This window comes from Kiloniella sp. (genome assembly GCF_965205715.1).
GTDB lineage: Bacteria > Pseudomonadota > Alphaproteobacteria > Kiloniellales > Kiloniellaceae > Kiloniella.
Genome location: NZ_CBDBHW010000013.1, coordinates 605107 through 631339, shown reverse-complemented (window position 1 = coordinate 631339; position 26233 = coordinate 605107). Strand labels below are relative to the sequence as shown.

The 26233-nt window shown below is 47.0% G+C and carries 24 protein-coding genes and 1 other RNA gene; 13 read left to right on the top strand and 12 right to left on the bottom strand.

Annotated features, from left to right (window positions below; all coding sequences use genetic code 11):
* Positions 1–71 precede the first annotated feature (71 nt).
* Entirely contained in the window at positions 72–1304 is a 1233-nt protein-coding gene (locus tag ACOGW3_RS14270; RefSeq protein WP_419901077.1) for an ISL3 family transposase, read from the top strand.
* A 215-nt stretch (positions 1305–1519) separates the two neighbouring features.
* Here ACOGW3_RS14270 and ACOGW3_RS14265 read toward each other — a convergent pair whose 3' ends face one another.
* Entirely contained in the window at positions 1520–2611 is a 1092-nt protein-coding gene (locus tag ACOGW3_RS14265; RefSeq protein WP_419903589.1) for a PAS domain S-box protein, read from the bottom strand.
* 224 nt (positions 2612–2835) lie between these two features.
* Here ACOGW3_RS14265 and ACOGW3_RS14260 point away from each other — a divergent pair, with 224 nt between their 5' ends.
* The 4 genes from ACOGW3_RS14260 (at position 2836) to ACOGW3_RS14245 (ending at position 6246) form a co-directional block, all read left to right on the top strand.
* Positions 2836–3507 carry a pyrimidine 5'-nucleotidase gene (locus ACOGW3_RS14260; RefSeq protein WP_419903588.1) on the top strand — a complete coding sequence of 224 codons (672 nt, stop codon included), beginning with the start codon at positions 2836–2838 and terminating at the stop codon, positions 3505–3507.
* A gap of 139 nt (positions 3508–3646) precedes the next feature.
* On the top strand, positions 3647–4489 hold the full coding sequence (dapD, locus tag ACOGW3_RS14255) for a 2,3,4,5-tetrahydropyridine-2,6-dicarboxylate N-succinyltransferase (RefSeq protein WP_419903587.1): 843 nt from the start codon (positions 3647–3649) through the stop codon (positions 4487–4489).
* A 21-nt stretch (positions 4490–4510) separates the two neighbouring features.
* Positions 4511–5674, top strand: coding sequence for a succinyl-diaminopimelate desuccinylase (gene dapE / locus ACOGW3_RS14250; protein WP_419903586.1), 1164 nt, complete (start codon positions 4511–4513; stop codon positions 5672–5674).
* On the top strand, positions 5671–6246 hold the full coding sequence (locus ACOGW3_RS14245) for a hypothetical protein (protein WP_419903585.1): 576 nt from the start codon (positions 5671–5673) through the stop codon (positions 6244–6246). The genes dapE and ACOGW3_RS14245 overlap by 4 nt, the downstream gene beginning before the upstream one ends.
* Before the next feature lie 18 nt (positions 6247–6264).
* Here the strand turns inward: ACOGW3_RS14245 and truA are convergent, their stop codons facing one another.
* Genes truA through def form a run of 3 tightly spaced genes read right to left on the bottom strand, consistent with a single transcriptional unit; the run spans position 6265 to position 8578 of the window.
* Positions 6265–7062, bottom strand: a complete 798-nt coding sequence (gene truA / locus ACOGW3_RS14240) for a tRNA pseudouridine(38-40) synthase TruA (RefSeq protein WP_419903584.1) — start codon at positions 7060–7062, stop codon at positions 6265–6267.
* Between the two features lie 2 nt (positions 7063–7064).
* A complete protein-coding gene (fmt, locus tag ACOGW3_RS14235; protein ID WP_419903583.1) occupies positions 7065–8009 on the bottom strand; it encodes a methionyl-tRNA formyltransferase in 945 nt (314 codons plus the stop codon).
* 50 nt (positions 8010–8059) lie between these two features.
* A complete protein-coding gene (gene def, locus ACOGW3_RS14230) occupies positions 8060–8578 on the bottom strand; it encodes a peptide deformylase (protein ID WP_419903582.1) in 519 nt (172 codons plus the stop codon).
* Between the two features lie 212 nt (positions 8579–8790).
* On the opposite strand from def, the gene rmuC reads away from it, so the two are divergent.
* Positions 8791–10296, top strand: a complete 1506-nt coding sequence (gene rmuC, locus ACOGW3_RS14225; protein ID WP_419903581.1) for a DNA recombination protein RmuC — start codon at positions 8791–8793, stop codon at positions 10294–10296.
* Between the two features lie 12 nt (positions 10297–10308).
* Here rmuC and ACOGW3_RS14220 read toward each other — a convergent pair whose 3' ends face one another.
* The 6 genes from ACOGW3_RS14220 to ffs all read right to left on the bottom strand — a co-directional run bounded on the left by ACOGW3_RS14220 (position 10309) and on the right by ffs (position 15613).
* Positions 10309–11748 (bottom strand): DUF4139 domain-containing protein, encoded by a 1440-nt coding sequence (locus tag ACOGW3_RS14220; protein WP_419903580.1) that lies wholly within the window; start codon positions 11746–11748, stop codon positions 10309–10311.
* Positions 11749–11837: 89 nt separating this feature from the next.
* Positions 11838–12401, bottom strand: coding sequence for a hypothetical protein (locus tag ACOGW3_RS14215; RefSeq protein WP_419903579.1), 564 nt, complete (start codon positions 12399–12401; stop codon positions 11838–11840).
* 120 nt (positions 12402–12521) lie between these two features.
* Complete coding sequence (recR, locus tag ACOGW3_RS14210) at positions 12522–13118, bottom strand: recombination mediator RecR (protein ID WP_419903578.1); 597 nt, start codon at positions 13116–13118, stop codon at positions 12522–12524.
* 15 nt (positions 13119–13133) lie between these two features.
* Positions 13134–13457: a YbaB/EbfC family nucleoid-associated protein gene (locus ACOGW3_RS14205; RefSeq protein WP_419903577.1), complete on the bottom strand. Its 324-nt coding sequence runs from the start codon at positions 13455–13457 to the stop codon at positions 13134–13136.
* Positions 13457–15364: a DNA polymerase III subunit gamma/tau gene (locus ACOGW3_RS14200; RefSeq protein ID WP_419903576.1), complete on the bottom strand. Its 1908-nt coding sequence runs from the start codon at positions 15362–15364 to the stop codon at positions 13457–13459. The genes ACOGW3_RS14205 and ACOGW3_RS14200 overlap by 1 nt, the downstream gene beginning before the upstream one ends.
* Before the next feature lie 151 nt (positions 15365–15515).
* Positions 15516–15613: signal recognition particle sRNA small type (ffs, locus tag ACOGW3_RS14195), an RNA gene on the bottom strand.
* 109 nt (positions 15614–15722) lie between these two features.
* Between ffs and nudC the strand changes: the two genes are divergently transcribed.
* The gene (nudC, locus tag ACOGW3_RS14190; protein ID WP_419903575.1) at positions 15723–16631 is read left to right on the top strand and encodes an NAD(+) diphosphatase; all 909 of its coding nucleotides are present in this window, start codon (positions 15723–15725) and stop codon (positions 16629–16631) included.
* A gap of 81 nt (positions 16632–16712) precedes the next feature.
* On the opposite strand, the gene ACOGW3_RS14185 is transcribed toward nudC, so the two are convergent.
* Both ACOGW3_RS14185 and ACOGW3_RS14180 read right to left on the bottom strand, forming a co-directional pair.
* The gene (locus ACOGW3_RS14185; protein WP_419903574.1) at positions 16713–17573 is read right to left on the bottom strand and encodes a prephenate dehydratase; all 861 of its coding nucleotides are present in this window, start codon (positions 17571–17573) and stop codon (positions 16713–16715) included.
* Between the two features lie 40 nt (positions 17574–17613).
* Positions 17614–18369 (bottom strand): 3-deoxy-manno-octulosonate cytidylyltransferase, encoded by a 756-nt coding sequence (locus ACOGW3_RS14180; RefSeq protein ID WP_419903573.1) that lies wholly within the window; start codon positions 18367–18369, stop codon positions 17614–17616.
* Positions 18370–18632: 263 nt separating this feature from the next.
* Here ACOGW3_RS14180 and ACOGW3_RS14175 point away from each other — a divergent pair, with 263 nt between their 5' ends.
* From ACOGW3_RS14175 to ACOGW3_RS14150, 6 genes are all read left to right on the top strand, one after another.
* A complete protein-coding gene (locus tag ACOGW3_RS14175) occupies positions 18633–19175 on the top strand; it encodes a c-type cytochrome (protein ID WP_419903572.1) in 543 nt (180 codons plus the stop codon).
* A 94-nt stretch (positions 19176–19269) separates the two neighbouring features.
* A complete protein-coding gene (gene hisN / locus ACOGW3_RS14170) occupies positions 19270–20067 on the top strand; it encodes a histidinol-phosphatase (protein WP_419903571.1) in 798 nt (265 codons plus the stop codon).
* Between the two features lie 187 nt (positions 20068–20254).
* Positions 20255–22375, top strand: coding sequence for an extracellular solute-binding protein (locus ACOGW3_RS14165; protein WP_419903570.1), 2121 nt, complete (start codon positions 20255–20257; stop codon positions 22373–22375).
* The gene (locus tag ACOGW3_RS14160; protein WP_419903569.1) at positions 22375–23472 is read left to right on the top strand and encodes a microcin C ABC transporter permease YejB; all 1098 of its coding nucleotides are present in this window, start codon (positions 22375–22377) and stop codon (positions 23470–23472) included. The genes ACOGW3_RS14165 and ACOGW3_RS14160 overlap by 1 nt, the downstream gene beginning before the upstream one ends.
* 2 nt (positions 23473–23474) lie before the next feature.
* Positions 23475–24542: an ABC transporter permease gene (locus tag ACOGW3_RS14155; protein WP_419903568.1), complete on the top strand. Its 1068-nt coding sequence runs from the start codon at positions 23475–23477 to the stop codon at positions 24540–24542.
* On the top strand, positions 24539–26200 hold the full coding sequence (locus ACOGW3_RS14150) for an ABC transporter ATP-binding protein (protein WP_419903567.1): 1662 nt from the start codon (positions 24539–24541) through the stop codon (positions 26198–26200). Before ACOGW3_RS14155 ends, ACOGW3_RS14150 begins: the two co-directional genes overlap by 4 nt.
* Positions 26201–26233 lie beyond the last annotated feature (33 nt).

The window sequence follows — 26233 nt, the reverse complement described above, 5'->3', positions numbered from 1 at the left end:
GAAAAAGATGCCGACCGCCAAGTAACCTGTTGATATGTATGGTTTCTGATAACTTTACATAGAGCAGGTATATGACAATCAACATCTCGCAGCATATTTTAGGCCTCAAAGGGCAACGTGTAAATGAAATTAAACTGGATGACGGCGGTGTTAAGATTGTCATTCACTGCAGCCGAGACGCGCGTAGGAGGGCTATAGACCCTGCTACAGGCCAGAAGGGAAGCATCAACCAGCATGTCCGCCGACAAGTAAACGACATCCCCCTTTTTGGGTATCCTTGTGTGGTCGAGATTGAGCTGGCGCAGGTTTATATTAACAAGGGCGAACGCCGCATTGAGGGGTGTGATTTTGTTGATAAAGGGTGCCGTTTCACTCACCGATTTTGCCGACTGATCAGTGGATTATGTCGGCATATGTCTATTCAAGCGGTTTCCAGACATTTGGATATACGATGGGAAACGGTCAAGAATATCGACAGGGCATACCTTATTGAAACTCTCCCTACGCTTGATCCTGCAGAGCTAACTGGCTTGGAATATATTGGTGTAGATGAAGTTGCCCGGGCGAAAGGTCATGACTACATGACGGTGGTCTACGATATGGTTGGCGGTCATCTGATCTGGGTTGAAGCAGGCCGAACTGCCGAGGTTTTTTCAAGGTTTTTGAAACAACTGCAACCAGATACAGCCTGCAAAATAAAGGCCGTAGCGATGGATATGGGGCCTGCCTACCAAAAGGCTGTCAGAGAGTCCTTGCCGTTGGCCGACATAGTATTTGACCGTTTCCACGTCATGAAAAACTACAGCAAAGCTATCCATAATCAGCGTCGACTTGAGTTCAGAAAGGCCGATCCAAGTGGTAAAGAGTTGATGAAAGGGACACATTATCTGTTGCTCAAAAATGCGGATAAGTTGAGTGAAAAACAAAGTGACAAGCTGCAAAGGTTGCTGGAGAGCAATAGCAACCTGAATGCACTTTACGTCTTGAAAGAACAGCTTCAGCTGCTGTGGAGTGCCGCTTCATTTGAGGCGATGGCGGAGCAACTGGAACGTTGGTGCCTGATAGCAGATCAGTCACAGATGCTCTATCTAAAAAAGTTCGCGAAATCCCTACGGAAACATTGTGTGGGCATCTGCAACTACGCCAAACACAAGCTCACAAGCGCCAGGATAGAGGCTGGTAATGTCAGTATAGGAATGATCCGTAAGCGAGCCAGAGGCATCAAGGATACCGAATACTTCAAACTCAAAATTAGACAATCATCCATTCCAGATAATCAATCTATGCTCTATTTGAAATCCTAAATCTACTCAACAAAGCGGAGAAGTGCCAAATAAAGCAATAAATGAGTACGTTCATCGCCAATGTTGTCTTCCAGGAATCCTGAGAGTAAGTGCTCAAAATGACGACGGTTTAAGAGCCCTGTCAATGGGTCAGTACTAGATAGTGTTTGCAGTTCTCTGTGGTGCCCAAACTGTTGAAGAGAAATACCTATTTGTATCTGAATTCGCTCAAGAAGCTACGCCTCACCATCAGACCAATTTACATTTGCGCCTTTACGCCAAAGACATATCGCCCCATTAGCCTGCCCTCTGAATTTAGTACTGACCGCAACAAGAATACCGTCAGGACTTGTTTCCTGATAAACCGTTTCTCCCATTTCCAACGCTGCCTGTACCCTTGCGACTGCATCCAGTTGCAAGGCCATGCCTTCTTCGGCAACGGCCTGCCAAATTTCACCATCAAAATGGCTTATCATTACTGCATCAACCGGTAACGCCGGGATTAAGCACGACGCCGTAGAAACAAGCATTCTAACAGGAACCATTTCACTGCGAGCGATCTCAAGAATACGATTATAAACCCGCTCCCGATGGATCTCATCGGCACGTAACAATTCGTCTTTTCGAAGCTTGGTAATATCCCTGCAGAATCCTCTGTTTCCATGCCAAACTTCCTCATCACTCCACAACGGCATAGATGTGATTAACAAACATCGCTCATCGCCATAAATATCTTTGGCCCAAACCTCTTCATCAGTACAGGGAACCCTGCACGAGAAGGGATTAGTAACAACAGAAGCTAAGTCGGAAAATAAATTATCGGCTTGAGATCCGGAAAGTTCTGACGAAGAGTACCCCAATCCACCTTCCGGAGTTATAAAAGTGATCTTACCATCAACATCCGTTTCCCACGCAAAATCACATGATGCTTCCAGGAGATCGCGGTAACGCTGCCGAGATTCAATCAATGCCGCGCGTAAATTTCGCTCTAAAGAAATGTTGCGGCCAAGAAGTAAGGCAGCTTCTCCATCATTCCAAGGAAGGATTGCGAGATCAAAAGCAGCGAGAACACGGCTGCTTTCTTTTCTCTCCGCTCTAATCAAGAGAGGATTTACTTGCGCAGCTATCCCATTTAGTGCCGACTTTAAAGCATCATTGTATTCATCCGAGCCACCTCGCTTTATGAACTTGCACAGTAATTCGGCCTGTTCATTCGCACTGGAAACAGCACCATTGCTTTCCACCAGAGCCACAGCGCCTGGAAAATCAGAAAATGGTCCGCCTGGCACGGCTAACCCCCAGTGATCCTTATCAATTTTATCCGGCAAAGTACCACTCTTGTTTATATTTCTCTTTTCTTGGAGAAGCATACATTACAACCTCTTACACCAATTCTGGACCAAGTCTATCGGAGTCCAGTTAACACGTACTTAAACTTTTTAAATCCAACCATTTTTATCTGATAAAATACTTCTTTCTTGGCAATAGCTTAAAATCTGTTACGCATTGCCTATCTATTATGCATGAATCCGATGATGTGGGATCACACTCAATGACACGATTAAACGGAAAAGATATCTGGCTATTCGATCTGGACAACACACTATACCCAGCTTCCAATAATTTATTCAGCCAAATTGAAAAGCGGATGGGTAGCTTTATACAAGAGTTTCTTAATCTTGATCCCACCGCAGCCCATAAGGTCCAAAAGGATTATTTTCGTAGATACGGTACAACGCTAAAGGGCCTCATGGTAAACCATGATTTAAACCCTGACCTTTATCTCGAATATGTTCACGATGTCGACTTTTCTGCAATCAGTCCGAACCATGCTCTTGGTGAAGCCCTGTCTCGTCTACCGGGCAGAAAACTGATATTCACCAATGCCTCTAACGTACACGCAGCAAACGTTATGGATAAGCTCGGCGTCTCCCACCACTTCGAAGAGATTTATGATATAGCTAACGCGGATTACATACCAAAGCCAGCTCAATTCCCCTATGATGATTTGGTAAAAAAGCATAAAATTGACCCAACGAAATCGGTTTTCTTTGAAGATTCTGCAAAGAACCTTAAGCCCGCAGCAGAAATGGGAATGACGACGGTTTGGGTTAAAACAGACACAGATTGGGCATCCATCGGCGCAACGAATGAAGACGGGAGCCCTGTGGACTTTATCCATCATGAAACAGATGATCTCGTGGGATGGCTCAACGCCCTTTAAGGCAAGAAACACCTCAAATCGTATAACATCAGCAGATTGGCGTGGGAGACGTTGACAAGTTCGTCTCCCCTAACGCATTGTCCCTTCAAACAGCCATACCGCCAAGACGGTTTAACACTGAGCGATGGGATAGATCATCATGAATACTGATATCCAAAATGTCATTGAGAAAGCCTGGGAAAATCGGGACCAGGTTTCAGCAACAACAGCAGGCGAAGTCCGGGAAGCCGTTGACGAAGCTCTAATCCTTATGGATTCAGGCCAGCGCCGTGTTGCAGAAAAAGGTCCAGATGGCTGGATGGTTAATCAATGGCTCAAAAAAGCCGTCTTGCTTTCATTCCGCCTCAACGACATGTCCACGATTGCTGGTGGCCCTGGCGAAAACACAAACTGGTGGGACAAAGTACCTTCTAAATTTGAAGGCTGGTCAGGCGAACAGTTTGCCTCTGCAGGCTTCCGTGCCGTTCCAGGAAGTATCGTCCGCCGTTCTGCTTTCATTGCACCTGGCGCCGTATTGATGCCAAGCTTTGTAAACCTTGGTGCCTACGTTGACAGTGGTACGATGGTAGATACTTGGGCCACCGTTGGTTCTTGCGCCCAAATCGGTAAGAATGTGCACCTTTCCGGTGGTACAGGTATTGGTGGCGTTCTCGAGCCTCTGCAAGCTGGTCCCGTGATTATTGAAGATAATTGCTTTATTGGTGCCCGTGCAGAAGTTGCAGAAGGCGTTATTGTCGAGGAAGGCTCTGTTCTTTCCATGGGCGTTTACATTGGCGCTTCAACAAAAATTATTGATCGTGCAACTGGCGAAATTTTCATGGGCCGAGTTCCTGCATACTCAGTTGTTGTATCAGGAACGCTCCCTGGTAAACCGCTGCCAGATGGCACACCTGGACCAAACCTCTATTGCGCGGTAATCGTAAAGCGAGTTGATGAACGGACACGTTCAAAAACATCAATTAATGATCTATTGCGCGATTAAGATTTAAACCGGAGCATTAAAATGAGTGTCGAGAACCCCGCGTCAGCCCTGGAAGTCAGCCAGGCTTTGATACGCTGCCCCTCTGTAACACCAGAGGAAGGCGGGGCGCTCGACCTCATGGAATCCCTGTTAAAGCCACTTGGGTTCGAATGTCAGCGCCTCCCCTTTCATTGCGCTGATACCTATAACGTCGACAATCTCTATGCCCGCAGAGGCAGCGGGGGCCCCGTGTTTGGCTACGGTGGTCACACCGATGTTGTTCCTGTCGGAGACCTTCAGGCCTGGAGAGTTGACCCTTTTGGTGGCTCTGTTGTAGATGGAAAACTAATCGGTCGCGGGGCTGTCGACATGAAAGGCTCAATTGGGGCCTATGTTGCAGCTCTCACTCGATTTCTCAGTTCACCTGAACACAAGAATATCGATGGATCACTCAGCCTTATTATTACGGGCGATGAAGAAGGTATCGGACAGAACGGTACTAAAAAGGTTCTCGAATGGATGGCCGATAAAGGTGAGACCATGGATGTCTGCCTGATCGGAGAGCCAACAAGTAATGATATCCTAGGAGATATGGTCAAAATTGGCCGCCGTGGAAGTATGAACTTCAGCCTCACAGTTCGTGGTATCCAGGGCCATACAGCTTACCCTCAGCTGGCCAACAATCCAATTCATCCACTGGTAACAATGTTGCACAACCTGCTTCAGGAACCATTGGATAGTGGAACAGAACACTTTCCTCCCTCAAGCTTACAATTGACGACTATTGATGTAGGAAATACCGCAACGAACGTTATTCCAGCAGATACCAAAGCCCATTTCAATGTGCGCTTTAACGATCTCTATTCATCCGATCAGGTCGAAGCCTGGGTTCGTGAACGTCTTCATCGCGCTGATTTTGATTATGATCTTCAAATAAGAGTTTCCGGCGAGTCCTTCATTTGTCCTCCTGGCCCCCTTAGTGGACTGATTAGTCAATCTATTGAGGAAATTACGGGAATAACAACTGAACTCGGTACATCAGGCGGCACTTCAGACGCACGCTTTATCAAAGATTATGCTACAGTAGCAGAGTTCGGTCTTCTTAATGATACCGCCCATAAAGTCGATGAATATTGTGCTGTTCAAGAACTAGAAGACCTCTCGCGTATTTATGAGTCCATGCTCAAAGGATATTTCAAAACTTGATACCCTCTATTGCAGAGATAAAACGCAGTTTACAAGGCACACTTCCATTTATGCTTTTTAAGAGCAGTGGCCAAGGTAATCTAGAGGTTAGTGTTGAGAGTTTTTGGAAATCATTCTTCGCAGCTGTAATTTGCTTCCCCGGGGTATATTTTTTTGACACCTTACAAACACCTGAAACGGCATCGCCAATAGATCCTTTTGCCACTTTACTAATCTACACCTTATTCTACGTAATCAGTTGGCTCGTCTATCCCGTCTTTATGCATGCTCTGCTCGTTCTTCATAACAAAGAAGAGAATTTCCGACTTTTTATCATTGGCTATAATTGGCTGCAGGTATGGCAGATAGCCTTTTGGCTCTGCCTGCATACGATTATTCTCAGCGGCTTGCTAGACCAACAATTAGCTGAATTTTTGGGTTTTTTCGGAATGTTATATATTTTGGCAACACAAACTTATATGACTAAAACCATCATCGAAACAAACTGGCTTTCAGCGACAGCCTTTGTGATATTCAATGTCATACTGGCTTTTAGTATTTACGAATTCAACAATAAGATCATTGCACCCTAAAGAGATTATTAGGAGAACTTATTGGATAGTTGCGTCTGTACCTGCGGATGGATCGTGAGCAAGATCACCCTCTTGAGGATCAAATTTAACGCCAACAAAATATAGCCCCCAAGCTGGTGCCATTTCCCCGGCCTGACGACGATCCTTTGCTTCCAGCACGCGTTCGATATCTTGCTTGGTCCACTTACCCAAGCCGACTTTTTTCAATGACCCGGCAATATTTCTAACCTGATGGTAGAGGAATGAACGGGCTGAGAGTTCGATCCGAATTTCTTCCCCAATTCTCGTCACCGAAATTTCGTTTATCGATTTCACCGGAGACTTAGCCTGGCAGTCTTTCGCTCGAAAAGATGAAAAATCATGAATACCAACCAAAGCTTGAGCCGCTTCATTCATCGCTTCCGCATCTAAATTTTGCGGGATAAACCAGGCGCGTTTGTGGTCGAGAACCAAGTGTGCCCTGCGATTAATAATCCGGTAAAGGTAGCTTCTCTCCGTCGCAGAAAAGCGGGCGTGAAACTCTTCGTCAACAACTTCGACATCAAGAACGGCAACTTTAGCCGGACGGATATGAAAGTTAATGGCTTCACGTACCTTAAAAGCAGGATAATTTGTCTCTAAATCGACAGAGGCTACTTGTCCGAGAGCGTGCACGCCACTGTCAGTTCGCCCAGAAGCAAAGACCTGCACACGTTCACTGCTAAACTTGAAAATGGCGTCTTCGAGAACTTCTTGTACAGAAATATGTTCTCTTTGCCGCTGCCAGCCAAAAAAATCGGTGCCATCGTACTCAATGATGAGTTTATAACGCGGCATTATTACTTAGATCCGCCGAGGCAGGTACCTTTTGGTAAGGGATAACCGTTTAGGAACGCTTTAGCATCCATGCTCCCCTTACCCGGTCGTTGCAAGCGATCTATCCGTAGGGCATCTTTACCACAGGCCACCAGCAATAGGTCATCAAGCAATGTGCCAGGTTCGCCTAAAGATCGGTTTCCCTCTTCAACAATAGTCGTAGCTTGAACCTTTATTCGGTCACCCTCATGGGTAAAGTGCACCCCCGGCCATGGTGTTAAAGCGCGAATTTTACGTTCGATTTCATGTGCAGACATCGACCAATCCAGCTCACTCTCATCACGTGTGAGCTTTTTGGCATAGGTTACCCCCACTTCAGGCTGCACCACTGGGACAACAGAACCATCAACCATACCGTCAAGGGCTTCTACGATCAGCTTGCCACCAAGTATAGAGAGTTCATCATGTAAGCTGGAAGCAGTTGTATGCTCCGTTATAGAAACTCTGCCCTCAAGAATAACATCTCCGGCATCAAGCTCCTCAACCATTTGCATAATCGCAACACCGCTTTCAGCATCTCCTGCTTCGATGGCACGTTGAATAGGTGCTGCTCCACGCCAGCGTGGCAATAGCGAGGCATGAATATTCACACAACCCATTTTAGGTGCGACCAAGGCTTCCGTAGGCAGGATCAGGCCATAAGCAACAACAACAGCCACATCGACATCATGTGCACGGAACTCGGCTTGAATTTCTTTGCTTCGAAAGCTCTTGGGCGTGAATACCGGCCAACCTTCTGTCGCAGCATAGGCGTGAACCGGAGAAAGTTTTTCCTTTTGCCCTCGACCTGCTGGGCGCGGAGGTTGACTGTAAACAGCGACAATCTCGTGCCCCGCCTTCGCGAGTGCTTTTAAACAAGGGACAGAAAAATCGGGCGTTCCCATAAAGGCAATCCGCAATTTATTCATTTGTATTTATCCCCTGTTTTATATCGTAATTCAGTGTTGATCGTGAGAAATCAGCTTGCAGCTTTAGCCGCAACCACCTTCTTGAGCTTTTTCATGATCATACCCCTTTTAAGTTTAGAGATATGATCGACAAAAAGAAGACCGTCCAAATGATCTATTTCATGTTGGATACAGGTAGCCAGCAAACCATCTGCCTCGATCTCCAACTTCTTGCCATTTTCATCAAGGTATTTAACCTTTACTGCAGCAGGGCGTTCTACATCTGCGTATTGTTCTGGCAGAGAAAGACAGCCTTCCTGATAGACTGACCACTCATCTGATTCCCAGGTAACTTCAGGGTTAACCATACAATAAGGTTTGTTTTCTTCCTTATCATCACTGACATCAACCACGATAACCCGTTTGGTCACACCTACTTGGCAGGCCGCCAAACCAATCCCCGGTGCCTTATACATTGTGTCCAACATGTCGCTTAAAAGAGTGCGAATGTTATCATCAACCTCTGAAACGGGTTCACAAACGGTTTTCAACACAGGATCTGGTGCAATAACTATTTCTAGAATAGCCATGATTACTCGCTATTATCTAACTGTTAAATATCGTGGGCTATTTCGGTACGATGCCAACATTTACGGCCCTTTTCTCTTAGGTATTGTCTTGAGAGCCCAAGGTCAAGCAAAGCCTTGTCTTCAACCTCACTACTGACGCGCCACTTAGGCTCGTGTTAGAGTACTATTCGAATCGCAGATTTCAAAATTTTGCCCAAAATACAGGACCTCTAATGGATCTTACAGCTCTTCTCGTTGGTGGCTTCACTGGCCTAGTCATTGCAACCATTATTGGATTGGTTATCAACTTCAGAAGCCGAAATCAGCTTTCAGAACTCGAAGTGACTAATCAGAACCTTTCCATACGAAAGGACGAACTTGTCCAAGAGTTAGAAAAACACCGCATTGATTATCAGAAACTATCCGGAGACCGTGAAGAACTCCATGAAGCGCTCACCGATGCTGTAACCCGCGCGGCCATTGAAGAGCAAAAGGCAACAAGGGTTCCTGAATTAGTAGAACAAAGAGAACTACTCGAAAAAGAGATTCAAGAGCTGCGCCAGCAGAAGGTCCAACTGGAAATTAATGCGACGGAGAGTAAAACCACCCTTGATAAGGAACGCGAATCTCATGCTGAAAAGTTACAAATTCTGGATGAGGCCCGCTTAAAACTTACCGAACAGTTTGAAAACCTCGCCAATAAAATTCTTGATGAAAAATCCAAGAAATTTACAGAACAAAATAAGCAAGGCCTCGAGACCCTCCTTAATCCGCTAAAGGAAAATATCCAAGTATTTCAAAAGAAGGTCGAGGAAACCTATGACAAAGAATCTAAAGAACGATTTTCTCTTCACAAGGAAGTACAACGACTTTCTGACCTTAACAAACAAGTTAGTGAGGACACTCATAACCTGACCAAGGCCCTCAAGGGACAGAGTCAGACACAGGGGGCCTGGGGAGAAATGATCCTGGAAATGGTCTTGGAAAAATCTGGTCTGAGTAAAGGGCGAGAATACGACGTGCAGCAGTCGCTCAATACGGAAGAAGGCAAGAGGTACCGTCCGGATGTTGTCGTCCACCTTCCCAATGGCAAAGACATCGTCATTGATTCTAAAGTCTCTCTTACTGCCTATGAACGTTTTCATTCTTCCGAAGATGAGACGCTTATTGCGGCCTCACTGGCGGAACACGTTAGCTCGATCCAAAACCACGTGAGAGATCTTTCCAAAAAATCTTATCAAGATTTAGAAGCCATTAGGTCACTCGATTACGTTCTTCTCTTTATGCCCATCGAAGGTGCCTTTAGCGCGGCGGTTCAACATCAACCCGATCTCGTCGGGCAGGCACTAGAGAAAAACGTTGTGATCGTGACGCCATCAACACTCTTACTTGCCCTGAGAACCGTCGAAAATATTTGGCGTTATGAAGATCAAAATCAAAATGCACAAAAAATTGCCGAGCGTGCAGGTAAACTCTACGACAAGTTTGTCGGTTTTGCTGACGACCTCACGAAAGTCGGTGACTTTCTTAACAAAGCTCAACACAGCCACGATGAAGCCTTCAAAAAACTCACAAACGGCCGAGGGAATATCGTCCGACAGGTCGATCAATTGCAAAAAATGGGTGCTAAAACCAGTAAAGCCCTGCCAGATAGTCTGACAGAGCTTTTGGATAGCGACAGTGTCGAAGAAGATCAAGCTGACGATCTGGCTCTCATTGCCGATGAGACCCGTACTTAAGAAAACGTTCGATTACTCGTGCGAAACCCGTAATTTATAATCAAAGGTTTTCTTCCCTTTTGCGGGAACGTCAATCGTCCAGACTACCTTGCGGGAAGATTCTTTGACGTGATTTTCACTTTCCTCAAGAATTTTCCAGTTCCCTGGAAGATGACCAACCACATCTACACTGACAGATTTATCACCGCTGTTACTCAGGGTTATTGCCTGTGTTAACTGATAGCTGGTCCGCGAAAGCTTCTCGTAGGAAATCTGCTTGCCACGGCCAGTGACCTGATTGGCTGAACCGATAACCAATTCAACCTCCTCTCCGACAGGCACGGCTTGCATGGCGTCTTCACCCATAAAGATCGAAGAGGCTTCGCCCTTACCCTGTTGATAAACTCTCAAAGTTCCTTCCGGGAGGGCTTGGCCAAGCCCTTTTGCTTTTGTATTCGTTGATTTAAGAACGATTTCTGCCTGCTGCCGCCCAGTATCATCGTTTCCGCCATAAGGTTGTACGAGTTGCTGGAACCGAAAACGCTTTTGAACGTCAACAGCATTATTCTCGAGCAACGTTACCTGTTTGGTTTCCACCCCGCCAATATTAACTTTCTCTGGAAGCGTATAGACATCCCGGTCAGAAACAGACCGACGTTGAGGCATCGATTTAGCATAAGAACCTGTGTCCTGTTCCAACGTCATCATTGTGGCTCTTGGTCCAGGGGATTCTCTTACGCGTTTAACATCACCAGCTACGAGGCGAATTTTTGCCTGTTCAAAGTCCACACCGGTTTGGTTTGTGAGCGTCGCCATTGCTTTTAAAGCTAACTTCGTCCCTTTGGGATTGAGTTCAGCAACATATGTCACTCGCCAATCGAGCCCCCCCGTTAAGTAGGTAAGTTGAAGATCTTGCTCACCTGCTTTCTTACTTTCGACAACAGCCAGTAAAGCTGGGCCGGATCTCAAACCATTAGGCACGCTATCATATACAAGCCTTCCAGGGATCGACGTTTCGATTTGGTTACCAATACGAAGCACCAAGCCTTCACGTACGGCGAGGACTTCTGCTTTCAGGCTTGTCTCTTCACCTGTTTCAGGATTGGTTTTCACAACCGTAATGGTTTTCCCAAGAGAAGCTTCGAGCAACCTTTGGGGGGAGAGAATTTCCTGATCGAGACGCTGTTCACGGATACGGAGGCCTTTGCCGTCGAGAAACAGGCTATCGAGAATGAGATGAGGACTGACGTCTTCAAGGGCAAGAATACTCGTCCCCTGTGATAGCCTACTGCTACGTTTTTGGCTTACCTGACCTAGGTTTCCGCTGTAAAAAACTAACTCCGTTGACTGGTTAGCTTCGGCCCCGATTGAAATCTCTTCCGCATGAGCGAAGCCGAGAGTTCCAGAACTAAACGCCACAACAACAGCACTCGCTAAACAACTCGTACGGAGGAGGTTTGATAATTTTGTCATGTCTTCTCTTTCTTAATCAGGAGCGGCCTCAAGGGAGGATGCAACGGATATAAGACAAAACCGTGTCAGCAATACGACAACAGCTTGGATCATTTACGGTAGACAATACTGTTTGCAAACTCGAGAAGCTCAGAAACTGTGTAACGACTGTTTCCACAATCGTAGCCCATCAAATATCCATCAGGCTTTCCGTTATCTTCATATCCTGCAGGCGTAAACTCCTTAAGGGCTTGCATAAACCCAAGGCAATCTTCCCCGTCATTCGTTTTGAGGCCTGCGTAGTAAAATTTTCCGTATTTATTTCTTGTTTCTTTGATCTCTGCGGCCTTCACGAGGGAACCACTGGTTTCGAAAATTTTCCAGTCAGCCATCAGGTCGCCAAATTCATGTGGATTAATATCAATACGAGAATAACGCGCATGCCCCGCTTTTGATATGAATATTTGCCCCTTATCCCAATCCCATTGTTCTTGATAGTCGCCATTATAAGATACTTTTCGAGCATAAAGATCTGTTGGTTTTGCGGACTCCCAGTCCAATAGGGCTTCATCATAGGGAATTCCCTCCCAGTCACTCCAGCCATTGTTGGTCGTTTGGCATCCGGCTAGGACGAGTAAGGAAATTATTGAAAGTGAAATAGCGCTTTTAGACATAGTACCCCACAGATTTAAAAGATAACTTGGCAACTATCTTTTTTAGGGAGAATAAACCCGAGACACAATCAATAATTGTAAATAAGTATACTTACAAATCAGAAACATAAGGAAAAACAATTACCCGGCTGAACGCCGAGCTTTGAGAGCTGCCGTAAGGGTTCCATCGTCAAGATAATCCAAGCTGCCACCAACGGGAACACCGTGCGCAAGTTTGGAGACCTCAACTTCATATCCGGCGAGACATTCATTTAGATAGTGGCCTGTCGTTTGACCATCGACCGTTGCGCTGAGCGCGAGGATAATCTCCTTTACGGGCTCCTCTCCAGCGCGATCCAGTAAACCATTGACATTCAGTTGAGCGGGTCCCCGCCCATCCAGAGCTGACAGTGTTCCGCCCAGCACATGGTAATGCCCTTTAAAAGCACCACTGCGTTCAAGCGCCCAAAGGTCGCCGACTTCTTCTACAACACAAATCTTGCTCATATCCCGCTTGGGATTTTGGCAGATATGACACGGGTTTTCCGTATCCAGGTTACCGCACACCCGACAATTCGTAATGCTTGATGCCGCTGCCGTCATGGCTTTAGCTAGCGGGAGCATCAGGCTCTCCCGCTTTTTCATCAGATACAGAACAGCTCTTCTCGCCGACCTCGGCCCTAGACCTGGTAGGCGAGAAAGCAGTTGTGTTAAACGATCAAGCTCATTTTTTGCCATAAACGCTGAGAGCCTTTAAAACGGTAATTTCATGCCAGCAGGTAGATTTAATCCGCCTGTTACATCTTGCATTTTTTCCTGTTTTGCTGCTTCAATCTTTGAGCTGGCATCGTTTACAGCTGCCATAATCAAATCTTCAAGCACTTCGACATCATCAGAATTCACTAGCGTCGGATCAATTTTAATAGAGCTCAGGCTAAACTTGCCTGTCATAACGACCTTGACCATTCCAGCGCCTGCAGCGCCTTCAATTTCCATAGCTGCAAGCGCTTCTTGCATCTCAGCCATTTTGCCCTGCATTTGTTGAGCTTGTTTCATTAGCCCGGCCAGGTTCTTCATTAGATTTCGTCTCCGTTATTAAGCCGTTGCATCAATTCCGCATCATCCAGATCAGGATCTTCCATATCTGGGTCGTTTATTGATTCAATCAAGGATTTTTCATCTATGCCTTCTACTACAAAGTTATCAGGCAGCAAGCCTTTTCGGCTGATTAATTTCGTTCCCGGGAAAAGTTTCAACACGGTTTTGACCAAGGGATCTTCCATAGCGTTATCATCTAACACCTGATTGATCTGCTTTTCCTGAGCCCTAATGGTATCAACACCCTGCTTACTGGTTTCAGTTACTTTCCAGTTTTTGCCCGTCCATTCACGTAAATTTCTCTGAATTCTGGAAGACAGGTCTCTCGGCGCATGCCCGGCGGGTTGGTATTCAATTTCCCCAGGGGAAAAACTCAAAAGGTGTACATCATTTCCAAGGTAAGCGGAAAGAATGCGGTCCCCCTTATCCCGCGCAAGTTCAATCACTTCGCGAAATGTCTGCGGCGAAGCGAATTCTTCTTCATAGATTTCACCAACCTGTGGAGCCGTATTGTCGACCACGAGTTCAGGTTTTAACGCTGTAACTTCCTGATCTGGGGAAGCTAACGCAACAGCTGATACCTGAGTTGCAACTGATAAGTTTCCTCTCGAACTCGCATGGGAGCCATTATTCGAGCCAGAACCGCCAGAAGTATTTTGGACGCGACCAGCAGAGGCGTTACCCGCTGGCGCGTCCTGGAGCTTTTTTATGATGTCCCCCGGTGTGGGGAGGTTACTTGCATAAGCAAGACGTATAATCACCATCTCTGCCGCTTGGAGCGGATGTGGCGCCGTTTGAATTTCAGCTAACCCCTTCAAAAGCATCTGCCAGGTGCGCGCAAGTATTGCCATGGAGAGCTTAGTGCTCATCTCCCCGCCTCGAACACGTTCGGCTTCTGGGATACCTGGCGATTCCAAAGTTTGCGGAACCAGTTTTGCACGGGTCAGAAGGTGACTTAACTCCAGCATGTCTTTCATAACGACGACGGGTTCAGCCCCACCGTTATAAAGGTCGCTTAAAATCTCAAGAGACTGGGCACAGTCGCCCTTCATGATCGCGTCAAAGAGATCAAAAATTCGTGTCCGATCCGCCAACCCAAGCATGTGACGTATCGGATCGCTATCAATGGACTGACCACCTCCCAATGCAATGCCTTGATCCAGAAGAGACAGACCATCACGCGCTGAGCCATCCGCGGCTCTGGCAAGAAGGGCCAACGCCTCATCTTCGAAGGAGATCTGCTCTTTACCCAATACCATTGTAAAGAGCTTCACCAGTTCTGCGTGTTCTAGGCGACGAAGATCAAATCGCTGACATCTGGAAAGAACCGTAACCGGGACTTTTCGAATTTCCGTGGTCGCAAAAATGAAAACAACGTGTTCAGGGGGTTCTTCAAGTGTTTTCAACAGCGCGTTAAACGCACTGTTGGAAAGCATGTGAACCTCATCGATGATATAGACTTTTTTCCGGGCAGAAACGGGTCTGTAGCGAACCCCTTCGATGAGTTCGCGAATATCGCCAACCCCGGTTCGGCTTGCAGCATCCATCTCCATAACATCGACATGTCGATCTTGCGCAACCGACACACAACTCTCACAGACACCACACGGATCAGCCGTAGGTCCACCTGTACCATCAGTGCCGATACAATTGAGCGCCTTGGCTATGATCCTTGCAGATGTTGTTTTACCGACACCGCGCACACCAGTTAAAATAAAGGCATGCGCCAAGCGGTCGCTGTCAATTGCGTTGGTAATTGTTCGGACCAGCGCATCTTGCCCATAAAGGTCGCGAAAAGAGGTTGGCCGATACTTACGTGCCAGCACCTGATAGGCAGCCCCGGATTCGGTATCCGAGTCCTGTTGTTCTGTTAAATTATCGCTCATGCCACTGCTAATTATTTCCTGTTTCGCTCTACTTTACCCCATTGAAACTTCAAGGCAATCACAGTCGGAAAAGTTCTTTAAAAAGCAAAAAGCACGAATAAAAAAACGAGCTAAAAGCTCGTGTTTATAAAGACTTACAAAAGAAGGATAAGGTGAGAGGCTGAACCACGACCCGCGGCAAACTCGTTACGGCTGCTTCCTTCCGGATCTGACCGGGTTGGCGAGCGCTACGCCCATAGCCAACCTCTCGCCCCCTATATCGGACTTCTATCGCCTTAACGCAAGCCTTTTTGACAGCTTTTATAAATTGCATACTCTGGATGTTTACAGAACACTTTCTCTGGTACACCCTCTGACCATGACTTACCGACAACATATCTATACGACATCAAAGTTAGAACGCGCAGCACATCTGCGAATCCTGCCTGATACTCTGCAAGGTTATCAACACTCCCCAGATAGCCTTGTCACAACGGTTTGGCGCCATAACGGCCTTTTTGTCTCTCAAGAAGATCTAGATCCTCTTTTTTTACCCGGGAGTGAAGCAACAGAGATCTTTGAACTGGCTGAAGAAATTATTTTCCTCGGCATGAGAGATGACCACCCCGTTTTGGCGGCAATGCTCCCCCATTCAGAAGACCCTCCAGTACTTTCACTAGGTACTTTTTTAGATCTAAGAGATCATTGGAGCCAACTGAACCCTGACGACGCGGCGATAATGGCTTACGCCAGAGGGCTGGTGCACTGGCATAAACAACACAGATTCTGTGGACACTGCGGGAATCCGACCAGATCCACGGAAGGCGGCCATGTCCTTCAGTGTACGGGTGACACCTGCGGACGCTTGCATTACCCGCGTACAGATCCTGCAGTTATAATGCGTGTAACGGATGGTGACTGGTGCCTATTGGCCCGTAATGCAGGATGGCGCCCTGGAGGGCACTCGGTCCTCGCGGGATTCCTTGAAATTGGTGAGAGTCTTGAACAGACCGTCATCAGGGAAGCAAAGGAAGAAGTCGGTATCGATGTGAAGAATGTTCGGTATCACTCCTCACAACCCTGGCCCTTCCCGGCATCGCTCATGGTTGGTTTTACAGCCGAGGGCTCACGCCATGATCCCCTCGTATTAGATACCGAAGAAATAGAATCCGCACGTTGGTTTCACCGTGACGAGCTATTGGCCTCACCCGAAGATGAAACCTTCAACCTTCCCCGAAAAGATTCGATCTCGCGGGTTCTGGTCGATGACTGGCTGAAGGAAAAATAACCCACTTTGCGGGAATTTGGATCCAAATAAAAACCCGGGCTAATATCAGCCCGGGTTTTTATTTTTGCCGTATAGAAAAACTTACTCGGCAGCTGTTCCCTTATCACGAAAAGCATTCGCAGGATAAACGCCAAGAATTTTAACCTCTTTGGAAAAGAAGCTCAGCTCTTCAAGCGCCAACCGGACAAGACGCTCTGAAGGATGTCCTTCGACATCCGCATAGAACTGCGCCACGGAGAAACTTCCATCCGTGATATAGCTTTCAAGCTTTGTCAGGTTGACCCCGTTGGTTGCAAAGCCACCAAGGGCCTTATAAAGCGCCGCAGGGACAGAACGAACCTTGAAGACAAAAGTGGTCATCACCTTGGATTCAGCAGGATCAGGATCGATTGGATCCTTCGCCATAACAAGAAAACGGGTTGTGTTGTCTTCGTTGTCATTTACATCAGTGCCAAGAGTATCCAATCCATAGATTTCCCCAGCAAGAGAGGTCGCGATCGCACCCACATCCTTGTTATCCCAAAGCGCGACTTGTTCAGCGGCACCCGCGGTATCTGCAGCTACGATGGGCTCGATATTATGTTCTCTAAGAAAATCACGACATTGCGCCAGAGCCTGAACGTGGGAGTGAACCTGCCGTAACCCCTCCAGTGTTGCCCCTTTGGGTGCCAACAGTTGGTGTTCGATTTTTTGGTAATGCTCTCCAATGATATGCAGACCGGATTCAGGCATCAGATGGTGGTTATCGGCCACACGACCCGCACTTGAATTCTCAATAGGAATCATTGCCAAGCGAGCCTTGCCCTCACGTACCGCCGCAAAGGTGTCTTCAAAAGAGTAACAAGCCAGTGTTTCCATATCTGGAAAAACAGCGTGACAGGCTATGTCAGAGTTTGCTCCTTTGACACCTTGAAAGGCGATAGTGTTTTCGACGTCAGTCATTGGGGTGGCCCTATAATTAAATGTGATTTATTAGCGTCTTTTATCTCTTGAGAATCTTTCTGGCTTTCTCAAGGTCAGCGGGAGTATCGACCCCCAGAGGAATAGTGTCAACGAGCGCGACATCAATGCGCATCCCGGCTTCTAATGCTCTAAGCTGCTCCAGGCGCTCGCGTTTTTCCAAAGGCGAAGCTGGGAGAGAAACAAAACGCTCCAGCGCTGTACGGCGATAAGCATACATTCCAATGTGATGATACAGAGGCTTGGTGTTATCGCCATCATCCCATGGCGCAGTGCTGCGGCTAAAATACAAAGCACGCGAAACATCCTGCCCCTCTTCAAACCCGGCGACTGCCTTTACGACATTCGGATTGTTGCGCTCGTCCAGTTCGCTGATTTCAACGGCGAGAGTAGCAATATCCACATCACGATCCTCAAGCACCTCAAAGGTACGCCTTATGAGACGAGGTTCAACGGTTGGCAAATCTCCTTGAACATTAATAATCGCGTCATGTTTACCCGTGGGATCAAAGATCTGCAGCGCTTCGTGAATACGATCCGATCCAGACGGATGATTTGGATCAGTCAAGACAGCAATGCCCCCGATTTTCTCCACAGCTTCGGCGATTTCCGGTTCGGCGCATGCGATAACCACCGGGCCAAGCTTTGCTTCGATGGCCCGGTTATAACATTGGGCAATCATGGGCAGACCACAGATATCGGCCAATGGTTTATTGGGCAGCCTAGAAGACGCCATGCGAGCGGGAATTAGCACAACTGGATTTGTTGGAAGGGACATAAAAGCCTCGAAACACTCAACGGAGAAAGTACGCAAATTAACTCTACACACCGACGGATCATCGGCCTCAGAATCTCTTTTCTAGCCCATACCATATTTAAAGAGCTCACAGTAAACAAAGCCCATAACGCATTATTTCGAAAGAAAGTGTCAAAAAAGCTATCCCAAGGCATCAAAAATCGATAGAGACTATTGAATGCTTGGCCTGAGAGAGTTATTGTCGGCCGGAATTTTTAAAAAATAAGCCCAAAGGGTCAGGAAGAATGTCTCTAGAGAATAACAAGGCCTTTGCCTCAGTCCTAACTGCCGGCATTATCCTATTGGCATCAGGCTTTGCAGCCAAAATGCTCTATCATCCAGCGGACCTGGATGAGAATGCCTTTAAGATTGAAGTCGCTGACAGCGGTGCAGAGGTAGCATCTGCCGCTCCTGCTGGCCCTGTTATTGAGCCAATCAGCGCACTACTCGCAAGTGCGGATATCGCCGCTGGTGAAAAAGGCTTCAAAAAATGTGCTGCTTGCCACACCGTTGATAGCGGTGGCGCGAACAAACTTGGTCCCGCTCTTTGGGGCATTGTTGATCGCAACCGCGCAACCGTTGATGGCTATGCTTATTCTGATGTTCTTAAGGGTATGAGCAGTGAGACTTGGGATTACGAAGCTCTTAATGAGTTTCTGGCCAAGCCAAAAGCTTACGCTCCGGGCACAAAAATGGGCTTCGGTGGCCTCAAAAAAGTTGGCCAGCGTGCGAATCTAATCGCTTATTTACGTCAGCAGAGCGATAACCCAGCCGCTCTCCCAGAGTAATCTGGATTTGACGAGACAAATAAGGCGGCCTTCTGGGTCGCCTTTTTTATGCGCACGACCTAAATAATTGACGACATTCTAAAGGAACCGCGGAATGAACACTCCATTTCATTGCCCAACTGAATTTATCGACTTGGGTGAAAAACTCTGTGATGCGGCCCAAGAAGTTATCCTAAAACACTTTCGTCAACCTCTCGAGGTAGAAGGCAAGAGTGACGATTCTCCTGTTACCATTGCGGATAGGAATGCTGAAAGTGCCATGCGGGTACTAATCAATAAACACTATCCAGATCACGGTATTGTCGGCGAGGAACATGGCGCAGAAAATACCGATGCTGAATTCGTTTGGGCACTCGATCCCATCGATGGAACCCGCAGTTTTATATCCGGCCACGCTATCTTCGGGACCCTTGTTGCCCTTTTGAGAAACAATGAGCCCGTTATGGGTATCCTGGCCATGCCGGTGATCAACGAACGCTGGATCGGTGCAACTGGACACCCAACCCTATTCAAAGATTTTCGTGGTACCAATGAAGCGAGAGTGCGTGAGTGCGCCAGTTTGGCCCAGGCAACGATAGCAACGACGTCACCGCTTCTTTTTAAAGAAGATGAGTTTCCAAAATTTGATCGGGTTCGGCAATCCACCAAGATGCCATTATTCGGTGGAGATTGTTACAATTACGGCCTCGTCACCAGCGGTCTCATCGACCTGACCATTGAAGCTGGCATGGGTGTCTATGACTTCTTGGCGCAGGTTCCAATCATTACTGGAGCTGGTGGCATCATGACCGATTGGGAAGGCAATACTTTGGGCATGCATTCTGACGGCAAAGTCATTGCGGCGGGCGACAAACGGGTCCACCAGGAAGTGCAAATACTCTTCAGCGAATAATTTGAAGGTTATTGTTGGATTATTTTTGATACGTTAACCATTTTTCATCATAACCCTGCGAAACTCTCAATTCCACGTGTTTGAGGGTATCAAGGCCTTGATACTATTTTAAAAACCCCTCAGACTATCATTGAGGGGTTGCCACCCCTGAACCAAAAAAAGACATTTCGGGGGTTAAGCCAACAAGATGCGCGCACTCATTCAGGTCAGCTTTGTCTTAAGCACCGTCTTGCCACTATTAACATTAACGGCCGCCACCTCCGCTGAAACCACGAAATCTCACGGCATCGCCATCCACGGCGAACCTAGCTATCCCGCCGATTTCACCCACTTCAAATACGTAAACCCCGATGCCCCCAAAGGCGGAGAGCTACGAATAGCTAGTGAAGGCACCTTTGATAGCTTTAACCCCTATATTATTAAGGGCGTCCCGGGGCCTGGTTTCAACCCGGAAAGTCTATTGGCATCGAGTGCGGATGAAGCCTCTAGTGAATATGGGCTTATCGCTGAATCTCTCGAATGGCCCGAAGACAGATCCTGGGTAATTTTCACCCTGAGACCAGAAGCCCATTGGCATGATGGGAAACCAATCACAGTTGATGACGTTATTTTCTCTTTGGATACCATCCGTAAAGATGCTGACCCTTATGTAAAAAATTATTACCGGATCCTTGAAAAAGTTGAAAAGATTGACGGCCAAAGGGTAAAATTTTATTCAGCTGAGCCCGGGAATAAAGAATTCCCTATTCGAGCAGGATCTCTCCCTATTTTTGCAAAGCATTATTGGGAAACCAGGGATTTTTCTAAAAGCACTCTAGAACCTCCGCTGGGAAGTGGCCCCTATAAAGTTACCGACTTTGAAGCGGGACGTTACGTTGTTCAGGAGCGAGTAAAGGATTATTGGGGTAAAGATCTCCCAGTTAATCGAGGCCAAGACAATTTCGATACCCTTAGGACAACCTACTACCACGATAGTGATGTTATCAAACTAGCCATCAAATCTGGCGAAATTGATTATAGAAATGAACGGTCTTCAAGTGCATGGGCACAGGACTATGATGTTCCTGCCATAAAGAAGGGTTGGCTCAAAAAAGAGTCTATTCCTCATCAACGTCCCCAAGGAATTCAAGGATTTTTCTACAATACCCGTAGAGATTTATTCAAAGACCCGAGAGTTCGAGAAGCCATTGGATATGTCTATGATTTTGAATGGACCAACACCAACCTCTCTCACGGGTTACTCACCCGCTCGACAAACTTCTTCGGAAATTCAGAACTTTCCTCAACCGGCCTGCCAGAGGGTAAAGAACTAGAAATCCTTGAGAAATACCGCGGCCGGATAACTGATCGACTTTATACCGAAGCCTTTACGATTCCCACATCAGACGGTCAGGGATGGCCTAGGGATAACTACCGAAAAGCATTTGCACTCCTCGCTGAGGCAGGGTGGGTTGTGCGCGACCTTAAGCTTGTTAACGAGATGACAGGCAAACAAATGTCATTTGAAATGCTCGTGGCATCAAAAGGCATGGAACGGACGGTTCTTCCTTTTGCGACAAGTTTAAAGAAACTGGGCGTAGATGTAACCATCCGGCTTGTTGACAGGTCTCAATATTACAACAGGATACGTGATTTTGATTACGACATGATCATTATTAAATTATCCGCAAGTATAACTCCCGGGACAGAACAAAGAGGATTTTGGACGAGTGCGACTGCAGATAAAAAGGGCAGTGGTAACTTTGCAGGCATTAAAGACCCTGCCATTGATGAACTCGTAGAAGCTGTCGTGAATGCCCGGGATCGGAAGGAACTCGTTGCAACGGTTAGAGCCCTTGATCGTGTGCTGCTGTGGGGTTTCTATGTTATTCCTCAGTTCCATACAGAGGATGATCGTGTTCTCTACTGGGATAAATTCTCTCGACCGGATGTTACACCCTGGCGCGGAAGCAGTACTTCATATTGGTGGTTCGACAGTAAAAAAGAAGCAGCCTTAATCGCCTCTATGGCAAAGAACCAAACGGAAGAAGAGACATCTTCTGAAACTAACCCCAGCGACACCTCCTCGATAGATAACAATGAGGAATCTTTCTTTGATCCGGCTATTGTCGATACTTTTTTAGAAAATTTCGAAAAGCTTGGCCTCGATCCGAAAAAGGTGAAATCATTTTTTACCTTTCAAATTTTCTCAAATCCTGTCGCATTCTTCCAAAAAGATAACTGGAGACCATACGCGTTTGGGTTCTCAATCATAGCATTGCTATTGCTTTTAATCCGGCGGAGACGCAGACAAGGAGAGCAAGAATAATGCTGGCCTATATCGTACGAAGATTACTGCTTCTGATCCCAACTCTTATCGGGGTTATGATTTTAAATTTTGCTATTATCCAACTTGCGCCCGGTGGTCCAATTGAACAGGTTCTTGCTAAGTTATCAGGGCAGGGCGCAGAAATTACTGAACGTATTACTCAAAATAAGGACGACTTAGCTCCTGCTATCGATAGTCAGGCCGCAAACACCAGCAAGTACAAAGGTGCTCAAGGCTTAGATCCTGAACTTATCAAGGATCTTGAAATCCAGTTTGGTCTCGACAAACCATTGCATGAACAGTTTTTCATTATGATGAAAAACTATCTCACATTTGATTTTGGCGAGAGTTTTTTCCGTGATCGCAAAGTTGTGGATTTGGTGTTGGACAAAATGCCCGTATCCATCTCACTTGGGATTTGGACAACGCTTCTTGTCTATTTGATATCTATCCCTCTCGGAATCAAAAAAGCCATTCGTGATGGCTCGTCCTTTGACATATGGACAAGTGGCGCTGTTATTGTCGGCTACGCCATCCCAGGATTTATCTTTGCGGTTCTCCTTCTCGTCCTTTTTGCCGGCGGAAGTTATCTGACGATACTCCCCTTAAGCGGCCTCACATCAGAAAATTGGAATGAACTTTCCCAGGTGGATAAAGTTCTCGATTATCTCAAACACATTATTCTACCTGTTACCGCAATGGTGATCGGTGGATTTGCAAGCCTGACCATGTTGACCAAAAATTCTTTCCTGGATCAAATTGGTCAGCAATACGTCATAACGGCAAAAGCAAAGGGACTCACAGAGAAAAGAATCCTCTACGGCCACGTATTCCGTAACGCCATGCTCATCGTTATCGCCGCTTTCCCGGCAAGCTTCATCGGCGTTCTCTTTACAGGCTCTGTATTGATAGAGGTCATTTTCTCTCTGGACGGCTTGGGTCGACTGGGTTTCGAGGCCGTTTTCAACCGCGATTACCCCATCATCTTTGGCACGCTCTATTTCTTCACACTCGTTGGTCTTCTCATGAATATTGTCGGTGATATCACTTACATGCTTGTTGATCCCCGTATCGACTTCGAAAGCAGGGAGGGTTGAGTATGGTTATGGAAAACGAAACTCTCTTTGGTTTTAAACTCGGTCCGATGAACCAACGTCGGCTGCAAAATTTCAGGAAAAATCGACGGGGTTTGTGGTCACTCAAGATCTTCATGCTCTTGTTTGGTCTCAGCCTTTTTGCGGAAGGCATCGCCAATGACAAGCCAATCTTTGTCTTCTTTGATGACCAACCCTACTTTCCCATTGTTCAAGCCCTACCTGAAACAACTTTTGGCGGCGAATTTGAAACTGAAGCTGACTATCATGATCCTTTTGTGAAAAGTCTAATCTCCGAAAAGGGTTGGATGATATGGCCTCCTATTCAGTATAATCATCGAACAGTTTCATTTAACCTGCCTACACCTGCCCCCTCCCCCCCAGATTCCATCCATTGGCTTGGAACAGATGATCAGGCACGAGATGTTGTGGCCCGCCTCATTTACGGCATGAGAATATCAATTATTTTCGGCCTTTTATTAACAGCAATGAGCGCTGTCGTTGGGGTTACCGCAGGAGCTATCCAAGGCTATTTTGGTGGAGTTCTTGATCTGATCGCGCAGCGATTTATTGAAATATGGAGTGGTCTACCAAGCCTCTACATCCTCATCATTGTCAGCTCCGTCCTAGTACCGAGTTTCTGGACTTTGCTTGGCATCCTAATGCTCTTTAGCTGGGTCGGTTTTGTCGGTGTAGTTCGGGCTGAATTTCTCAAGGTCAGAAACTTCGACTACATTAGATCGGCCAAAGCGCTCGGCGTCAGTGATGCTGTGATTATGTATCGGCACATCCTGCCAAATGCCATGGTCGCGACCATGACCTTCCTACCCTTCACCCTGACAGCCTCGATTACAGCTTTGACATCCCTCGACTTTCTTGGCCTAGGACTGCCTGCCGGATCTGCTTCCCTTGGCGAGTTGTTGGCACAGGGCAAAGCCAACCTTCAGGCTCCGTGGCTAGGTGCAACAGCCTTTGTATCCCTTGCCTTTATGTTGAGCCTACTCGTCTTTATCGGGGAAGCCGTACGTGATGCCTTTGACCCCAGAAAGCTCTTTAACGGAGACCGCTCATGAGTGTGTTGATCGATCATTCCGCTAAGGAACAACAACCCCTTCTGGATATCACCAGTCTTTCTGTTCAGTTCCACGGGGAAGAAGAAATTACCGATGCCGTCGCAGGTATCACTTACCGTATCATGGAGGGACAAACCGTCGCTCTTGTTGGCGAATCTGGGTCGGGTAAATCTGTAAGCGCCCTCTCCATACTACAACTGCTTCCCTATCCGGTAGCACAGCACCCTCAGGGAAGTTCTGTTAAGTTTAGAGGCCAAGAACTCATCGGGGCAGATGACGCAACGATGAGGGAAATCCGCGGCAACAAAATCTCGATCATCTTTCAAGAACCGATGACGTCTTTGAACCCGCTGCACACAATAGAAAAGCAGATCAACGAAGTTCTTCTGGTTCATAAGGGTTTCACCAAAATAGAGGCTCGCAAGCGAACTCTGGAGCTACTCAATCTCGTTGGCATTAAGGACCCTGCTGGTCGGCTAAAATCTTACCCACATGAACTTTCCGGTGGGCAACGTCAGCGTGTCATGATCGCCATGGCTTTAGCCAACGAACCCGACCTTCTCATTGCGGATGAGCCGACAACGGCTTTGGATGTTACAATTCAGGCCCAAATTCTCGAACTGCTGCAGGAACTCCAAGAGAAGCTTGGTATGTCCATCCTGCTGATCACGCATGATCTCGGTATCGTTAGAAAAATGGCTGATCGGGTTTGCGTCATGACCAAGGGGCAAATCGTTGAACAAGGCCCAACCAAGAAGGTTTATGACCATCCCCAACACCCCTATACCCAGTCCCTACTTGCTGCCGAACCAAAAGGAAATCCGGTAGACGCCGACCTCAATGCTCCGGAAATTATGTCGTGCGAAAATTTGAAAGTTCATTTCCCGGTAAAACGCGGTGTGCTGCGCCGGACAGTCGATCACATCAAAGCCGTTGATGGCATATCTCTTTCGATCAAACAGGGACACACCCTTGGCATCGTCGGCGAATCAGGGTCAGGGAAAACCACGCTAGGCCTAGCCCTCTTACGGCTCATTTCCAGTAAGGGGAATATCAAGTACGACAACAAGATCATCAATGGTATCAGTGGTCGCAAGCTCAGACCCCTTCGCCAGGAAATGCAAATTGTGTTTCAAGACCCTTACGGCTCTTTAAGCCCCCGGCTTTCTATCGGCGAGATTATAGAGGAAGGACTGAAAGTCCACGGCCTTGGCGGCAATGCCAAAGCCCGCGAACTATTGATCATTGAAGCACTCCGCGAAGTCGGACTAGATCCGGACAACCGTCATCGATATCCCCACGAGTTTTCTGGAGGGCAACGCCAACGCATTGCCATCGCCCGCGTGATGGTTCTTAAACCAAGGTTTCTAATATTAGACGAACCGACTTCAGCCCTAGATATGTCTGTACAGGCGCAAATAGTCGATCTACTGAGAGAGCTTCAGATTAGGCATAATCTCACCTATCTCTTCATCAGCCATGATCTCAAGGTTGTAAGAACCCTCGCCGATGATGTTATTGTCATGCGAAATGGTGAGGCCGTTGAAATCGGGACTGCAGCGCAGATATTTGAGGACCCTCAAACTGCCTATACCCAGGCATTGATAAAGGCTGCATTTGATCTGGAGGTCGTAAACCAAGAGGCTGTCAGTGCCTAAATTTTAACGAAGCGCTTCATTAGAGAGTTGTGA

Coding starts and splice junctions, on each gene's coding strand:
- truA (WP_419903584.1), bottom strand. CDS start 7,062: ATGCCGCGTTATAAACTCATCATTGAGTACGATGGCACCGATTTTTTT.
- ACOGW3_RS14180 (WP_419903573.1), bottom strand. CDS start 18,369: ATGTCCCTTCCAACAAATCCAGTTGTGCTAATTCCCGCTCGCATGGCG.
- ACOGW3_RS14155 (WP_419903568.1), top strand. CDS start 23,475: ATGGTTATGGAAAACGAAACTCTCTTTGGTTTTAAACTCGGTCCGATG.
- ACOGW3_RS14215 (WP_419903579.1), bottom strand. CDS start 12,401: ATGTCTAAAAGCGCTATTTCACTTTCAATAATTTCCTTACTCGTCCTA.
- ACOGW3_RS14150 (WP_419903567.1), top strand. CDS start 24,539: ATGAGTGTGTTGATCGATCATTCCGCTAAGGAACAACAACCCCTTCTG.
- ACOGW3_RS14220 (WP_419903580.1), bottom strand. CDS start 11,748: ATGACAAAATTATCAAACCTCCTCCGTACGAGTTGTTTAGCGAGTGCT.
- ACOGW3_RS14200 (WP_419903576.1), bottom strand. CDS start 15,364: ATGAGCGATAATTTAACAGAACAACAGGACTCGGATACCGAATCCGGG.
- ACOGW3_RS14185 (WP_419903574.1), bottom strand. CDS start 17,573: ATGACTGACGTCGAAAACACTATCGCCTTTCAAGGTGTCAAAGGAGCA.
- nudC (WP_419903575.1), top strand. CDS start 15,723: ATGACTTACCGACAACATATCTATACGACATCAAAGTTAGAACGCGCA.
- dapD (WP_419903587.1), top strand. CDS start 3,647: ATGAATACTGATATCCAAAATGTCATTGAGAAAGCCTGGGAAAATCGG.
- ACOGW3_RS14260 (WP_419903588.1), top strand. CDS start 2,836: ATGACACGATTAAACGGAAAAGATATCTGGCTATTCGATCTGGACAAC.
- ACOGW3_RS14175 (WP_419903572.1), top strand. CDS start 18,633: ATGTCTCTAGAGAATAACAAGGCCTTTGCCTCAGTCCTAACTGCCGGC.
- ACOGW3_RS14160 (WP_419903569.1), top strand. CDS start 22,375: ATGCTGGCCTATATCGTACGAAGATTACTGCTTCTGATCCCAACTCTT.
- ACOGW3_RS14165 (WP_419903570.1), top strand. CDS start 20,255: ATGCGCGCACTCATTCAGGTCAGCTTTGTCTTAAGCACCGTCTTGCCA.
- rmuC (WP_419903581.1), top strand. CDS start 8,791: ATGGATCTTACAGCTCTTCTCGTTGGTGGCTTCACTGGCCTAGTCATT.
- def (WP_419903582.1), bottom strand. CDS start 8,578: ATGGCTATTCTAGAAATAGTTATTGCACCAGATCCTGTGTTGAAAACC.
- dapE (WP_419903586.1), top strand. CDS start 4,511: ATGAGTGTCGAGAACCCCGCGTCAGCCCTGGAAGTCAGCCAGGCTTTG.
- hisN (WP_419903571.1), top strand. CDS start 19,270: ATGAACACTCCATTTCATTGCCCAACTGAATTTATCGACTTGGGTGAA.
- recR (WP_419903578.1), bottom strand. CDS start 13,118: ATGGCAAAAAATGAGCTTGATCGTTTAACACAACTGCTTTCTCGCCTA.
- fmt (WP_419903583.1), bottom strand. CDS start 8,009: ATGAATAAATTGCGGATTGCCTTTATGGGAACGCCCGATTTTTCTGTC.
- ACOGW3_RS14205 (WP_419903577.1), bottom strand. CDS start 13,457: ATGAAGAACCTGGCCGGGCTAATGAAACAAGCTCAACAAATGCAGGGC.
- ACOGW3_RS14270 (WP_419901077.1), top strand. CDS start 72: ATGACAATCAACATCTCGCAGCATATTTTAGGCCTCAAAGGGCAACGT.